General features: G+C 56.4%; 13 protein-coding genes and 1 pseudogene. 2 read left to right on the forward strand and 12 right to left on the reverse strand.

Features of this window, described 5'->3' with window-relative positions; translation table 11 throughout:
• From LDK53_RS12490 to livK, 6 genes and pseudogenes are all read right to left on the reverse strand, one after another.
• On the reverse strand, window positions 1–603 hold a 603-nt coding region (locus LDK53_RS12490), incomplete at its 3' end, for an extracellular solute-binding protein (protein ID WP_225287323.1).
• A 257-nt stretch (window positions 604–860) separates the two neighbouring features.
• Window positions 861–1,574: a high-affinity branched-chain amino acid ABC transporter ATP-binding protein LivF gene (gene livF, locus LDK53_RS12495; RefSeq protein WP_008500102.1), complete on the reverse strand. Its 714-nt coding sequence runs from the start codon at window positions 1,572–1,574 to the stop codon at window positions 861–863.
• Between the two features lies 1 nt (window position 1,575).
• Window positions 1,576–2,340, reverse strand: coding sequence for a high-affinity branched-chain amino acid ABC transporter ATP-binding protein LivG (gene livG / locus LDK53_RS12500; RefSeq protein WP_025757808.1), 765 nt, complete (start codon window positions 2,338–2,340; stop codon window positions 1,576–1,578).
• The gene (livM, locus tag LDK53_RS12505) at window positions 2,337–3,614 is read right to left on the reverse strand and encodes a branched chain amino acid ABC transporter permease LivM (protein WP_013099130.1); all 1,278 of its coding nucleotides are present in this window, start codon (window positions 3,612–3,614) and stop codon (window positions 2,337–2,339) included. Before livM ends, livG begins: the two co-directional genes overlap by 4 nt.
• A pseudogene (livH, locus tag LDK53_RS12510) lies at window positions 3,611–4,538 on the reverse strand (high-affinity branched-chain amino acid ABC transporter permease LivH). The gene livM and the pseudogene livH overlap by 4 nt, the downstream one beginning before the upstream one ends.
• Before the next feature lie 46 nt (window positions 4,539–4,584).
• Window positions 4,585–5,694, reverse strand: a complete 1,110-nt coding sequence (gene livK, locus LDK53_RS12515) for a high-affinity branched-chain amino acid ABC transporter substrate-binding protein LivK (protein WP_225287324.1) — start codon at window positions 5,692–5,694, stop codon at window positions 4,585–4,587.
• Between the two features lie 424 nt (window positions 5,695–6,118).
• Here livK and panM point away from each other — a divergent pair, with 424 nt between their 5' ends.
• On the forward strand, window positions 6,119–6,502 hold the full coding sequence (gene panM / locus LDK53_RS12520; protein ID WP_225287325.1) for an aspartate 1-decarboxylase autocleavage activator PanM: 384 nt from the start codon (window positions 6,119–6,121) through the stop codon (window positions 6,500–6,502).
• Between the two features lie 181 nt (window positions 6,503–6,683).
• Here panM and livJ read toward each other — a convergent pair whose 3' ends face one another.
• The 6 genes from livJ to ftsY all read right to left on the reverse strand — a co-directional run bounded on the left by livJ (window position 6,684) and on the right by ftsY (window position 13,673).
• A complete protein-coding gene (livJ, locus tag LDK53_RS12525) occupies window positions 6,684–7,784 on the reverse strand; it encodes a branched chain amino acid ABC transporter substrate-binding protein LivJ (protein WP_072201786.1) in 1,101 nt (366 codons plus the stop codon).
• Window positions 7,785–7,981: 197 nt separating this feature from the next.
• Window positions 7,982–9,247, reverse strand: coding sequence for a 4-aminobutyrate--2-oxoglutarate transaminase (locus LDK53_RS12530; protein WP_225287326.1), 1,266 nt, complete (start codon window positions 9,245–9,247; stop codon window positions 7,982–7,984).
• A gap of 137 nt (window positions 9,248–9,384) precedes the next feature.
• Window positions 9,385–10,242, reverse strand: a complete 858-nt coding sequence (rpoH, locus tag LDK53_RS12535; protein WP_008500093.1) for an RNA polymerase sigma factor RpoH — start codon at window positions 10,240–10,242, stop codon at window positions 9,385–9,387.
• Window positions 10,243–10,493: 251 nt separating this feature from the next.
• Entirely contained in the window at window positions 10,494–11,549 is a 1,056-nt protein-coding gene (gene ftsX / locus LDK53_RS12540) for a permease-like cell division protein FtsX (RefSeq protein ID WP_025758972.1), read from the reverse strand.
• A complete protein-coding gene (gene ftsE, locus LDK53_RS12545; RefSeq protein ID WP_025758973.1) occupies window positions 11,542–12,207 on the reverse strand; it encodes a cell division ATP-binding protein FtsE in 666 nt (221 codons plus the stop codon). The genes ftsX and ftsE overlap by 8 nt, the downstream gene beginning before the upstream one ends.
• 2 nt (window positions 12,208–12,209) lie before the next feature.
• Window positions 12,210–13,673 carry a signal recognition particle-docking protein FtsY gene (ftsY, locus tag LDK53_RS12550; protein ID WP_225287327.1) on the reverse strand — a complete coding sequence of 488 codons (1,464 nt, stop codon included), beginning with the start codon at window positions 13,671–13,673 and terminating at the stop codon, window positions 12,210–12,212.
• A gap of 127 nt (window positions 13,674–13,800) precedes the next feature.
• Between ftsY and rsmD the strand changes: the two genes are divergently transcribed.
• On the forward strand, window positions 13,801–14,403 hold the full coding sequence (gene rsmD / locus LDK53_RS12555; protein WP_047957528.1) for a 16S rRNA (guanine(966)-N(2))-methyltransferase: 603 nt from the start codon (window positions 13,801–13,803) through the stop codon (window positions 14,401–14,403).
• The last annotated feature ends 35 nt before the right edge of the window (window positions 14,404–14,438 follow it).

Genomic DNA, 14,438 nt, shown 5'->3' on the forward strand with positions numbered 1-14,438 from the left:
GAAGTTTTCAATCTGGATCCAGCCCTGCCAGCCGCTGGCGTAGCCGCACTTCATCCCTGCCGCTTTCAGCTTCGCGGTATATTCAGCCAGATCCTGCCAGGTTTTTGGCGGCTGCTCCGGGTCTAAACCGGCTTTTTTGAAGGCATCTTTGTTGTAGTAGAGCACAGGCGTTGAGCTGTTAAACGGCTGAGACAGCAGATGGCCGCTTTTGGAATCCGTGTAGTATCCCGCCACGGTTGGCACGAACCGGGATTCGTCGAAGTTGATACCCGCTTCTTTGAACACTTCATAGACCGGCTTGATGGCTTTCGAGGCCATCATGGTCGCGGTACCCACTTCATAAACCTGTAACAACGCAGGGGCGTTACCGGTACGGAAGGCGGCAATGCCGGCGCTCAGGCTCTGCTCGTAGTTCCCTTTGTACACCGGCACAATTTTGTAATCCGGATGGGTGTCGTTGAAACGCTGCGCCAGGGAGTCAACCTCTTTACCCAACTCCCCTTCCATGGAATGCCAGAACGGAATGGTCGTCACAGCCATTGCGTTCGTCGCAAAAGCCAGACCCAGTGCCAGACCCAAAGCTGTGTGTCGTAACGATGTCATTGTCATCTCTCTTATTGTGCCGGATGCGCGATATCACGCGTTTTATGCTCGCGAGGTAACATGACATGCTCGAATGACAGAAAAATAACTGTTTGTTTACAGATAAGTGACAACAAAAGGTCAGAGGGATGATGGTTGTGTGAAGGGGGTTGGGTGGGTGGTTTAGGTGCGGTCTGGTGCTCTCACCCCGCCCCTCTCCCACAGGGAGAGGGAGAAAACACTAAAAAAGGCAACTTACGTTGCCTTTTTACTTTTACCTATCCCCCTAAATACGCACTCCGCACCGCTTCGTTCGCCAGCAGCGCGTCACCGGTGTCTTCTAGCACCACACGGCCGTTCTCCAGCACGTAGCCACGGTCAGCGAGCTTCAGCGCCTGGTTGGCGTTCTGCTCGACGAGGAAGATGGTCATCCCCTCTTTACGCAGCTGTTCGATGGTGTCGAAGATCTGCTGGATGATGATCGGTGCCAGACCGAGCGACGGTTCGTCCAGCAGCAGCAGACGCGGCTGGCTCATCAGCGCGCGGCCGATCGCCAGCATCTGCTGTTCACCGCCGGACATGGTGCCCGCACGCTGGATGCGGCGCTCCCACAGACGCGGGAAAAGTTCGTACACCCACTTGATGCGGGTCTGATATTCATCGCGGTGGGCGAAGAAACCGCCCATCGCCAGGTTCTCTTCCACCGTCATACGCGAGAACACGCGACGTCCTTCCGGCACAATCGCCACCGCCTCACGCATGATTCTGGCGGTCTGCCAGTCGGTAATGTCTTTGCCATCGAACACAATCCGCCCGCTGGTGGCGCGCGGGTCGCCGCACAGGGTGCCGAGCAGCGTGGTTTTACCCGCGCCGTTGGCCCCAATCAGGGTGACGATTTCCCCCTGGTTGATATGCAGGCTGACGTCGTGCAGCGCCTGGATCTTACCGTAGTGCGCATTGACCTTATCGAACGTTAACATCGCTTTTTCCATCTTATGCCTCACCAAGGTATGCGCGGATCACGTCCGGATTGTTGCGGATCTCTTCCGGCGTGCCGTTTGCCAGCGGCGTGCCCTGGTTGACCACGTAGATACGGTCAGAAATGCCCATCACCAGCTTCATGTCATGCTCAATCAGCAGAATGGTGGTGTCGTGATGATCGCGCAGTTCGGCAATCAGCTCGTCCAGCTCTTTGGTCTCTTTCGGATTAAGCCCTGCTGCCGGTTCGTCGAGCATCAGGATTTCCGGCTGGGTCACCATGCAGCGCACAATTTCAAGACGGCGCTGGTCGCCGTAGGCGAGGTTGCTCGCCTGACGGTTGGCGTGCTGCAGCAGGCCAATTCGGTCGAGCCAGGTGGCGGCGCGGTCGAGCGCTTCATCCTGTGCGCGGCGGAACGCCGGGGTTTTCAGCAGGCCGGAGAACAGCCCGGTTTTCAGCTGCTGATGTTGTGCTACCAGCAGGTTCTCAATCACCGTCATTTCGCGGAACAGACGTACGTGCTGGAAGGTACGCACCACGCCCATGCGGGCAATCTGCTGACCCGGTAAACCTTCGAGATGCTGGTCGCGCAGCATGATGGTGCCGCCCGTCGGCTTATAGAAACCGGTCAGGCAGTTAAAGACCGTGGTTTTCCCCGCGCCGTTCGGGCCAATCAGGGAGACGATCTCTTTCTTGTGCAGATCCAGATTTACGTTATTGACCGCCAGCAGGCCGCCAAAACGCATCATCAGACCGTTAACGGATAATAAAGGCTTCATGCCTGCTCTCCTTTCGCTTGCCCGTTCTTCAGCTTCAGCTGTGGACGGGTCATCGGCAGCAGGCCCTGCGGACGCCAGATCATCATCAGCACCATCAAACCACCCAGCATCAGCATGCTGTATTCGTTAAAGTCACGCATCAGCTCACGCGAGACCACCAGCAGAATGGCCGCCAGAATAACGGCAAACTGCGAGCCCATCCCACCGAGCACCACAATCGCCAGCACAAAGGCGGATTCGGCAAAGGTGAACGATTCCGGGCTGACGAAGCCCTGACGTGCGGCAAACAGCGTCCCGGCAAAACCGGCAAACGCGGCGCTGATGGTAAACGCGGTCAGCTTGATGCGGGTCGGGTTCAGGCCCAGAGAACGGCAGGCGATCTCATCTTCGCGCAGCGCTTCCCACGCACGGCCCAGCGGCATACGCAGCAGGCGGTTAATCACGAACAGGGTAATCACCACCAGCAGCAGCGCCACCAGATAGAGCCAGATAACGCGGTCGGACGGATCATATTTCACGCCAAAGAAGTTGCTGAAGGTGTCCCAGCCGCCTTCACGGGCGGTACGGCTGAACTCCAGACCGAAGAAGGTCGGTTTCGGGATCTGGCTGATCCCGTTCGGACCACCGGTCACTTCGGTGTTGTTGAGCAGCAGGATACGGACGATTTCACCGAAGCCTAAGGTCACAATCGCCAGGTAGTCACCGCGCAGGCGCAGCACCGGGAAGCCAAGCAGGAAACCGGCGGCAGCAGAGACCAGCCCCGCCAGCGGAAGACAGGTCCAGAAGCCGAGGCCGTAATAGTGGTTCAGCAGCGCAAACGTGTAGGCACCGATGGCGTAGAAGCCGCCGTAGCCCAGCACCAGCAGGCCGGAAAGCCCCACCACCACGTTCAGACCCAGACCGAGTATCACGTAGATCATGGTCAGGGTGGCGATATCCACCGTGCCGCGGGAGACCACGAACGGCCATGCCACCGCGGCCACCAGCAGCGCCACGAGGAACAGCTTCTGCTTAACGGTCGAACCGTCAATTGCCGGCAGAACAAACTTCGGCCCGGAGACGCCTTTCAGCGTCTTCTGAAACAGCGGACGCAGCAGCTGGAACAGGAAGACGACCGCCGTGCCGATAAATACCCACTGCCAGCGAATGTCGGCAGCGGTGTCGACCACCAGCTTAGTGCCGTTCAGCTCTAACTGAACGCCCATAAAGACGCCCGCCAGCACGAAGAACATGGCGGCAGAGAGCAGCGCCATTGCAAAATGCATCGGTTTCATACTTTCTCTACCTCCGGACGGCCCAGAATACCGGTAGGCATCACCAGCAGAACCAGAATCAGCAGGGCAAACGACACCACATCTTTATACTCAGTGCTCAGATACGCCGAGGAGAGCGCTTCCGCCACGCCCAGGATCAGACCGCCAATCATTGCCCCCGGAATACTGCCGATACCGCCCAGCACCGCCGCGGTAAAGGCTTTCATCCCGGCCATAAAGCCGATGTACGGGTTAATCACGCCGTAGAACTGGCCGAGCAGAACCCCGGCAACAGCCGCCATCGCGGCACCGATCACAAAGGTGAGGGCAATGACGCGGTCGGTGTTGATCCCCAGCAGGCTCGCCATCTTCAGGTCTTCCGCGCAGGCGCGGCAGGCGCGTCCCATCCGCGAGTAACGGATGAACAGCGTCAGGGCGAGCATCGCAATGAAGGTCACCACCCAGATAACCAGCTGCATGGTGGTGATAGAGGCAGAGAAGTTTTCGCTGGCCCCCACAACCCACTGGCCGTTAAACAGACTTGGCAACGCCACGTCGCGCGAGCCTTCGGTCAGGCTGACGTAGTTTTGCAGGAAGATGGACATCCCAATCGCGGAGATGAGCGCAATCAGGCGCTTGGAGCTGCGCACCGGCCGGTAGGCCACGCGTTCGATGCTCCAGCCGTAGGCGCTGGCAATCACAATCGCGCCGACAAACCCGGCGGCGACCAGCAGCCAGCTGCTGTCGATGCCCATCATCATCAGCGCGGCGATGATCATAAAGGAGACATAGCTACCGATCATGTACACCTCGCCGTGGGCGAAGTTGGATCATGCCGATAATGCCGTAAACCATCGTATAGCCGATGGCAATCAGCGCGTAGGTGCTTCCCAGCGTGACGCCGTTAAACATCTGCTGCAGGAAATAGAGAAACTGCTCGGACATATGCAAACCTTTTTATACCCGCCCGGCGGTCCGGGCGGTGGGATAATTATTTGGCGACCGAGGACGAACCGTCGGCGTGCCACTTAAAGACACCAAACTCAAATCCCTTCAGATCGCCTTTCTCATCCCAGTTCAGCGGCCCAATCACGGTGTTCGCCCCGTGCGCTTTTAAATCTTTCACCAGATCCAGCGGTTCTTTGCTGCCGGTACGATCCAGCGCCGTCGCCAGAGACTGTACGGCGGCGTAAGTGATCCAGACGTACGGACCGCTCGGATCTTTTTTCTGCGCCTTGAGCGCATCAACGATAGCCTTGTTGGCCGGATCCTGGTCATAGCGTTTTGGCATCGTCACCAGCATGCCTTCGGCGGCATCACCGGCAATGTTAGACAGGGAGGCGTTACCCACGCCTTCCGGCCCCATAAACTGGGTTTTCAACCCTACCGAACGTGCCTGGCGCAGCATTTGCCCCATTTCCGGGTAGTAGCCACCGTAGTAAACGAAGTCGATATTCTCTTTTTGCAGACGGGCAATCAGCGCGGAGAAGTCTTTCTCACCGGCGGTAATGCCGTCGAAGAAGACGATGTTTGCGCCGCCTTTTTTCAGGCCGTCCTGAACGGAACGTGCCAGGCCTTCGCCATACTGTTGTTTGTCATGAATAATGGCGATGCGCTGTGGCTTGACGTTTTCGAGGATAAATTTGGCGGCAGTCGGCCCCTGAGAGGAGTCCAGACCGGCGGTACGCATAATGTGCTGATAGCCGCGCTGGGTCAGCTCCGGGTTGGTCGCACCGGGGGTGATCATCAGAATGCCTTCATCTTCGTAGATATCCGACGCCGGCTGGGTGGAGGATGAGCACAGATGGCCGATCACGTACTGGATGCCATCGTTGACGATTTTGTTAGCGACCGCGACGGCCTGTTTCGGATCGCAGGCGTCGTCATATTCCACGCCTACCAGCTTGTCGCCTTTGATGCCGCCTTTGGCGTTGATGTCTTTGATGGCCTGGCGCGCACCGTTGAACTCCATGTCACCCCACTGGGCAACAGGACCGGACATCGCCCCCACCACCGCAATTTTAATGTCCTCCGCCATAGCGGCATGCGAGATCGACAGTGCGACCATCCCCGCGAGTATCGTCTTCGCGTTCCTTTTCATCTCTGAATCCCCATTCGTGATGTCGTGTTTATATTTTGTTTTATTATGGTTAAAAAGCATTCTGTACTTTTAATGAACAACGCTATTTTTACCAGTGCCTTTAATGGTTTAGCGCAGTTTTTTGTCAAAAACCAGACTAAAATCTCTATTTTTCAGGCGATTAAGCAAAGATAATATTCTGAAATCAGGCAGAGATAAACAACTAAAAGTGCAGTTTGCAGCATAAAATAACGGTACAAAGCGCCGAATAAATCACTACCATTCAGGTTAAAATTCTGCTTATTTTTCGATCCATGTGTTTTCAATCTGCCCATTGCGTTGTCAAAAAACTAATCACCTGGCGAATGAGAATAAAAAGAGGAAGCCGCTGAGCGAATAAATTGAGTACACTGCCCCTACTCAATTTGATTTGGACAAGTGGCTAATGAAACTGACTATCGTGCGTCTGGTGACCTTTAGCGACCAGGATCATATCGACCTGGGCAAGATCTGGCCGGAATATTCCCCTTCGTCGCTACGCGTCGATGAGACCCACCGCATTTATGCCGCGCGCTTCAACGAGCGCCTGCTGGCTGCGGTTCGCGTGACGCTAAGCGGGACAGAAGGGGCGCTGGACTCATTGCGCGTACGTGACGTTACCCGTCGTCGCGGTGTAGGACAGTACTTAATTGAAGAAGTGATTCGCACAAACCCGAACGTGACTTCATGGTGGATGGCCGACGTGGGGGTAGAAGACCGCGGTGTGATGGCGGCGTTTATGCAGGCGTTAGGGTTTACGGCGCAGGAGAGCGGGTGGGAGAAGCGCTAAAAGAAAGCCGGGTGGCGGCTGCGCCTTACCCGGCCTACATTCATTATCTGCCGCATTTTCCCAAGCATTTCGCGTTGCAGGAAGGCGGCAAGTTATGAAATCCCCGGGAGCTTACATAAGTAAGTGACCGGGGTTGAATAACGCAGCCAACGCACCTGCGGCGCGAAAGGCGACGGGAAAATTATTTGGCGTCCGTCGCCGTGCCGTTAGCATGCCAGTCAAACACGCCGAACTCGAAGCCCTTCAGATCGCCCTTCGCGTCCCAGGAGAGAGGCCCCATAACGGTCTCGACGGTGTTCGCTTTCAGCCAGGTGGCAATTTCAGCTGGATCGGCTGACTGGTTCAGACCCGCCTGCAGCGACTGCAGCGCCGCGTAGGTGGTCCAGACGAACGCGCCGCTTGGATCCTGTTTCTTCGCCTTGATGGCATCAACGATAGGTTTGTTCGCAGGGACCTGGTCGTAGTTCTTCGGCTTGGTCACCAGCAGGCCTTCCGCAGACTCACCCGCGATGTTAGACAGGGAAACGTTCGCCACCCCTTCTGGTCCCATAAACTGGGTTTTCAGACCGGCCGCGCGTGCCTGACGCAGGATCTGGCCCATTTCCGGGTGGTAGCCACCGTAGTAAACGAAGTCGATATTCTCTTTCTTCAGACGCGCAACCAGCGTGGAGAAGTCTTTCTCGCCCGCAGTGATCCCGTCAAAGAAGACGACGTTCGCATTGCCTTTCTTCAGACCATCCTGCACCGCACGCGCCAGACCTTCACCGTACTGCTGTTTATCGTGAACAATGGCGATGCGCTGCGGCTTCACTTTTTCAAGAATGTATTTTGCCGCCGTTGGGCCCTGGTCAGAATCCAGACCGGTGGTACGCAGGGTCAGCTTGTAACCGCGTGCGGTCAGCTCCGGTGCGGTCGCCGCCGGGGTGATCATCAGAATACCTTCGTCTTCGTAGATGTCAGACGCAGGCTGCGTAGAGGAAGAACACAGGTGACCGATGACGTATTTGATCCCGTCGTTTACCACTTTGTTCGCGACCGCGACCGCTTGTTTCGGGTCACAGGCATCATCATATTTTACGATCTGCAGTTTTTCGCCCTTGATACCGCCCTTAGCGTTAATGTCTGCAACCGCCTGTTCTGCGCCAGTAAACTCCTGGTCGCCGTACTGCGCTACCGGACCGGACATCGCGCCAACCACAGCCACTTTGATGTCTGCCTGTGCCATGGTGCTGAATGCCAACGCGATACATCCTGCCAGTAACGCTTTACCCTTCATGTTCATCCTGAGATTCCCCATTATTATGGTTATTACGATTGTTGTGATGTTGTTGTGCAGCGCTTTATTTCAGTTATAGGTGTGCTGTTCGCGCTTTTTCAGCATACTCTGCTAAAACATACCCCATTTTTATGATTTTGGAATAGCAAATTTGAAATGAATATATGATAAGCCCGGCAGGACGTTTTGCCGGGCATGTGGCTTTAACGTGTCAGCGACGCGGAGATAATATCCAGCGCTTTACGGAACTGCACCTCGGGGATCGTCAGCGGATAGAGGAAGCGAATGACGTTGCCGTACACGCCGCAGCTCAGAAGCAGCAAACCTTCCTGCAATGCACGCTCCTGAACCTGGCGGGTAAATTCCGGCGAAGGCTGACCCGTTTGCGGGTCGTTAAACTCCACCGCCACCATCGAGCCCTGCGCGCGAATATCCGCGATATACGGGCAATGTTCCTTCGCTTTGTTCAGCACCTCCACCAGGTGATGGCCAAGATGTGCCGAGCGGGTGCAGAGGTCTTCTTCATCAATCACGTCCAGCACGGCATGCGCCGCGGCAATCGCCAGCGGGTTCCCCGCGTAGGTGCCGCCCAGCCCGCCAGGCGCAGGCGCATCCATTACCTCAGCACGACCCGAGACCGCCGAGAGCGGCATCCCGCCCGCCAGGCTTTTCGCCATGGTGATCAGATCCGGCTTCACGCAGTGGTGCTCCATCGAGAACAGCTTGCCGGTGCGGGCGAAACCGCTTTGCACCTCGTCGGCAATCAGCAAAATACCGTGGGTATCGCACAGGGCGCGCAGGGCCTGCATAAAATCAGCCGGGGCGATGTTGAAACCGCCCTCCCCCTGAACCGGTTCGAGAATAATCGCCGCAACCTGATCCGGGGCGATATCCGCTTTAAAGATGCGCTCCAGGCTCTTTAGCGCCTCCGCGGTGCTGACGCCATGCAGTTCATTCGGATACTGGGCGTGATAAACCGAGCCGGGGAAAGGGCCAAAGCCGAGCTTGTAGGGCGCAACTTTGCCAGTCAGCGCCATGGCCATAAAGGTACGGCCGTGGAACGCGCCGCCGAAGGTGATAAGGCCAGGACGTTTGGTAAAGGCGCGGGCAATTTTTACGGCGTTTTCTACCGCTTCTGCGCCCGTCGAGAAGAACGCCGTTTTCGCCGGGCCGTCAATGGGCACGCGTGCGTTGATACGCTCGGCAAGCGACACATAGCCTTCATACGGCACAATCTGGTAAGCCGTATGGGTAAAGGCGTGGAGTTGTTTTTCGATGGCGGCAATGACCTTTGGATGGCGATGGCCGGTATTCAGCACCGCGATCCCCGCGGCAAAGTCGATGTACTCGTTGCCCTCGATGTCCCACACCGTGGCGTTCTCCGCTTTATCGGCATAGAAGTTACACATCACGCCGATGCCGCGCGGCGTCGCCTGTAAACGCCGGTCGTTGAGTTCGTTATTTTTCACCCTGTCCCCCTGAGAAAGTCGCCTGCTTAGCGCATCAGTAAGTGTTTGCCAGGGGGCGGAAATTCGCCAGAGCGGGCGCTAAAAAAACAAAACCCCCGGACTTGGCATCCAGGGGTTCTCGTCATACTTCGCGGAAATTACGCTTCGATAGCGGCGCGAAGTTTTTTCATGGCGTTCTTTTCAAGCTGACGCACACGTTCAGCGGAGACGCCGTAGCGGTCGGCCAGCTCCTGCAGCGTGGACTTGTTGTCTTCGTCCAGCCAGCGGGCGCGGATAATATCCTGGCTACGCTCGTCCAGGCCTTCCATCGCATAGCTCAGCTTGTTCGCGGCCTGATCTTCCCAGTTATCCTCTTCGATGCCGTCAGCAAAGTTAGAGGTCTTATCCTGCAGATACAGAACCGGCGCCATTGGCTGGCTGTCGGATGCATCGTCGTCAGAGGACATATCAAAAGTCATGTCCTGCGCGGCCATACGGGATTCCATCTCACGCACGTCTTTACTGGATACGCCCAGCTCGCGCGCCACCATTTCGACTTCATCCTGATTGAACCAGCCCAGACGCTGCTTGGTTTTACGCAGGTTAAAGAACAGTTTGCGTTGCGCTTTTGTTGTGGCGACTTTCACGATACGCCAGTTGCGCAGCACGTATTCGTGAATCTCTGCTTTGATCCAGTGCACAGCGAAGGAGACCAGTCGCACACCCACTTCCGGGTTAAAGCGACGCACAGCCTTCATCAGACCGATGTTACCTTCCTGAATCAAGTCCGCCTGCGGCAGGCCATAGCCCGCGTAATTACGAGCAATGTGAACAACAAAGCGCAGGTGAGACAGGATCAGCTTTTTCGCTGCTTCCAGATCGCCCTGGTAATGCAGCTTTTCAGCAAGCTCCTTTTCTTCCTCGGCCGTTAACATCGGCCAGGTGTTCGCAGCCCGGATATACGATTCCAGGTTACCAACAGGGGCTAAAGCTAAAGTTTGCATTTCTTTGGTCATTCATTCCTCTCAATGTTTCTTCTGGTCCTGGTTGTCCCCGTCAGGCAACAACCATGCCAAAGCGTTTGAGCAACGAGATTAGCATTCACTCTTTTATCAGACAGTGATTTTATCCACAAGTTCCAGGTGCAACGGTGAATAAATTACGCACAAAATGTGACATGGAGATGATAACAGGGGAAGTGACAACAGGGACGCTTTCCCTGCAGAGCGAACATCTCGGTGCAGGGAAAGATTATATCACGCTTTTCTTAGTCGGGAGTAAAGTGGCGTAAATGTTGAACAGTTGCCAGCCAGGCGGCCACCCACCCGATCATCGAGCACACCAGCAGCAGCAGCAGGCACTCATCGAACCCTAAGCCACTGATATCAAACTTCGTTCCGAAAACCTGCGCCACTTCAGTCACGGCAGATGAAAGCCGCATCACCAAAATTTCTGACAATATCAGTGAAAGAAATGCGCCGGAAAACCCGAGCAGCGCGCCGCCGTAAAGGAACGGACGAAGGATAAAGCCATCCGTTGCCCCAATCAGCTTTTGCACGTTGATGGTATCGCGACGGGCGAAGATGCTCAGGCGCACGCTGTTGCCGATGACCAGGAAGACCGCCGCCACCATCAGCACGCCAATCATCGCCGCCACACGCCCGACCAGCCCGGTCAGGGCAGAAAGACGCGCAAACCAGCTGTCATCCATGCGCACTTCATCAATGCCTTTAATGCGGGTAATGCGATCGCGCAGGGTGTTAAGGGAATCGGTACCCTGGAAATCCAGCTTCGGGATCACCACCGCCACGGCAGGCAGCGGGTTCTCTTCAAGCATATCCAGCGCACCGCCAAAGCCTGACCAGTTGCGGAACTCGCCCAGCGCGTCTTCACGCGAGAGATAATTAACCTTCTCCACGCCCTGCTCGGCCTGAATTTGCCCGACCACCTGCGCCGCCGCGTTATCGTCGAGCGCTTTATCCAGATAAACCGTGATCTGCGGGGAAGGATAATACTGTGAAGCCGCCTGGTTAACGTTCTTATAAACCATATAGCAGACGCTTGGCAGCGTGAGGGAGATGGCAATCACCATCACCGTCAGGAACGTCGCCAGCGGTTTGCTTTTCAGGTCCTGCAGCGCGCCGTGGAAGGCGTAGCGCACCTGCTCGTTGAACACGTTGGTTTTGCGGGAAGCCGGCTTAGGCGCGGCCTTCTGGCGCTTCGGCGCATTACGATTACCGTCACCCCCGCTCTGCGGCTTGCGGAAACGGTCTAACCGGTTGCCAAACTGCCGAATCTGGTTCATTGCATCACGCTTATTCACCGTGGCCTCCGTGCAAATGACCGTCGCTCAGGGTTAGCATGCGGTACGAACGACGGGAAATGAGCCCGATATCGTGCGTCGCCATCAATACGGTGACCCCCACGCGGTTAAATTCCTCAAACAGACGCAAAATCCCTTCGGACAGGGCATCGTCCAGGTTACCGGTCGGTTCATCCGCCAGCAGTACCGCAGGCTTATTCACCACCGCACGGGCAATGCCCACACGCTGCTGTTCACCGCCGGAGAGCTGGATCGGGAAGTTCTTCGCTTTGTCCAGCAGCCCGACCTTATCCAGCGCCGCAGAGACGCGACGGCGGATATCGTCATAGCTGGCACCGGCAATAATCAGCGGAATGGCCACGTTATCGAAAACGGTGCGATCCATCAGCAGGTGGTGGTCCTGGAAAATCATGCCGATCTGCCGACGCAGGAACGGCACTTCGCGGTTTTTCAGGCGGCTGATCTCATGGCCGCCGAAAAAGATTTTCCCGGCGCTTGGCCGCTCGATCCCACAGATAAGCTTGAGCAGGGTACTTTTCCCCGCGCCGGAATGGCCGGTCAGGAATGCCATCTCGCCCGGCTGCAGGTGGAATGTCACCCCCTGCAGCGCTTGTCTCCCACCGAGATAGGCCTTGCTGACGTGTTCAAAGCGAATCATTGTTAGTCCTCTCGGGCAAATAATGCCTCAATAAAGTCGTCCGCTTTAAACGGACGTAAATCCTCAATACGCTCGCCCACACCGATGTAGCGGATAGGAATGCCGAACTGGTCAGCCACGGAGAAGATCACCCCGCCTTTCGCGGTGCCGTCCAGTTTGGTCAGCGTGATCCCCGTCAGTCCTACCGCTTCATGGAACAGCTTCGCCTGGCTGATGGCGTTCTGTCCGGTGCTGGCATCAATGGTCAGCATAATTTCATGCGGTGCGTCTTCGTCCAGCTTCTTCATCACGCGGACGATTTTCTTCAACTCTTCCATCAGGTGCGATTTGTTCTGCAAACGGCCTGCAGTATCGGCAATCAGCACGTCCACGTTGCGCGCCTTCGCCGCCTGAATGGCGTCGAAGATCACGGATGCGGAGTCCGCGCCGGTATGCTGAGCAATCACCGGAATGTTATTGCGCTGGCCCCAGACCTGAAGCTGCTCAACCGCTGCCGCACGGAAGGTATCGCCCGCCGCCAGCATCACCGATTTGCCCTGCTGCTCGAACTGACGCGCCAGCTTGCCGATGGTGGTGGTTTTGCCCACGCCGTTCACGCCGACCATCAGAATAACAAATGGCGTTTTGCCTTCAATATTAAGCGGTTCGTCAACTTTTGCGAGAATTTCACCCATCTCGTCTTTCAGCAGGCCGTACAGCGCTTCGGCATCACGCAATTGCTTGCGGCTCGCCCCTTCGGTCAGATTGGTGATGATCTTACGGGTGGTATCTACCCCCACGTCCGCGATCAGCAACTGTTCTTCCAGCTCTTCAAACAGATCGTCGTCGATCTTTTTGCCGCGGAACAGACTGATAAATCCGGAACCTAAGTTTTCTTTGGTCTTCAGCAGGCTGCGTTTCAGGCGAGCGAAGAAACCTTCTTTGGTCGGTTTTTCCTGCTCCTGGACAATCTCTTCGGTCTGCTCTGGCTCTTCCACCGGCACGACGATAACCGCTTCTTCAGCGGCCTCTGCCGCCAGCGCCTGGGCTTCCAGCTCTTCGTCGGTCAGCTCAGGTTCGTTTTCGGCCTCTTCTTCCACCGCTTCAACAATTTCAACGGTTTCCGCTTCGGCCTGCCACTCTTCGGCAGAAACGGCTTCGGCTTTCACCTCTTCCGGCAGCGGCAACGCTTCATGTTCGATAACGGCCTGTGGCGCGTCGGGGATCTCATCAACCACGACCGGTTCTGGCTTCTCGCTCTCCTGAACCTCTTCAGTGACCGCAACCACCTCTTCAGCGAAAGATTCGATCTCTTCTTTGCTGTGCGCCGTTTCTTCCGCCTCGACAACCGCGGCGGTTTCTACAGGCGTTTCAGGCTGCGATTGCTCTTCAACGGCATGTTGCTCTTCGGTTTTCTGTTCTGTTTCTTGCTCTTTTTCACCGAAGCCCAGCCAGGAAAAGAAGCCACGTTTTTTTTGTTTTGCCATCTGCGACTACACTCCTCGCGGCGCTATATACATGGAAGCTAAAAAAATGATGAAATAGTCTAACACTTTACTTAATTGACATCACCGCCCGCAATCGCAGGCCAATTGTTAACAGAGCTTTCCTGAAATGAAGAAACCCAACCGCGCCCCGGCCGGTCAAATTCGAATTATCGGCGGTCAGTGGCGAGGCCGGAAACTCCCGGTGCCGGACAGCCCCGGTTTACGCCCCACCACCGACCGCGTGCGCGAAACGTTGTTTAACTGGCTGGCCCCGTCAATGGTCGACGCCCACTGTCTCGACTGCTTCGCTGGCAGCGGCGCACTCGGGCTGGAAGCGCTGTCGCGCTATGCCGCCAGCGCCACGCTGCTGGAGATGGAGCGCGGCGTTGCGCAGACCTTGCAGCAAAATCTGGCGACGCTGAAAGCGAGCAACGCGAAAGTGGTGAACACCAACACCCTGAGTTTTCTGGCACAGAAGGGCACGCCGCATAACGTGGTGTTTGTCGACCCGCCGTTCCGTAAGGGGCTGCTGGAAGAGACGTTATCCCTGCTGGAGCAAAACGGCTGGCTGGCGGATGACGCATTAATTTACGTGGAAAGCGAAGTGGAAAACGGTTTACCCCCGGTTCCCGCCCACTGGGAACTGCACCGTGAGAAAGTGGCCGGTCAGGTCGCTTATCGTCTGTATCACCGTCAGGCACAAGGAGGATCCGATGCCGGTACTGATTAATCTGGGACGTTTGTTGATGCTGGGCGTCTGGGCGT

Origin of the sequence: Enterobacter sp. K16B (assembly GCF_020216105.1) — a bacterium.
Taxonomy (GTDB): domain Bacteria; phylum Pseudomonadota; class Gammaproteobacteria; order Enterobacterales; family Enterobacteriaceae; genus Enterobacter; species Enterobacter sichuanensis.

Excerpts from the sequence above, each read along its gene's own strand:
- livF (WP_008500102.1), bottom strand. The coding sequence starts at position 1,574 with ATGGAAAAAGCGATGTTAACGTTCGATAAGGTCAATGCGCACTACGGT.
- ftsE (WP_025758973.1), bottom strand. The coding sequence starts at position 12,207 with ATGATTCGCTTTGAACACGTCAGCAAGGCCTATCTCGGTGGGAGACAA.
- panM (WP_225287325.1), top strand. The coding sequence starts at position 6,119 with ATGAAACTGACTATCGTGCGTCTGGTGACCTTTAGCGACCAGGATCAT.
- ftsY (WP_225287327.1), bottom strand. The coding sequence starts at position 13,673 with ATGGCAAAACAAAAAAAACGTGGCTTCTTTTCCTGGCTGGGCTTCGGT.
- livK (WP_225287324.1), bottom strand. The coding sequence starts at position 5,694 with ATGAAAAGGAACGCGAAGACGATACTCGCGGGGATGGTCGCACTGTCG.
- livG (WP_025757808.1), bottom strand. The coding sequence starts at position 2,340 with ATGAAGCCTTTATTATCCGTTAACGGTCTGATGATGCGTTTTGGCGGC.
- rpoH (WP_008500093.1), bottom strand. The coding sequence starts at position 10,242 with ATGACCAAAGAAATGCAAACTTTAGCTTTAGCCCCTGTTGGTAACCTG.
- rsmD (WP_047957528.1), top strand. The coding sequence starts at position 13,801 with ATGAAGAAACCCAACCGCGCCCCGGCCGGTCAAATTCGAATTATCGGC.
- livM (WP_013099130.1), bottom strand. The coding sequence starts at position 3,614 with ATGAAACCGATGCATTTTGCAATGGCGCTGCTCTCTGCCGCCATGTTC.
- livJ (WP_072201786.1), bottom strand. The coding sequence starts at position 7,784 with ATGAACATGAAGGGTAAAGCGTTACTGGCAGGATGTATCGCGTTGGCA.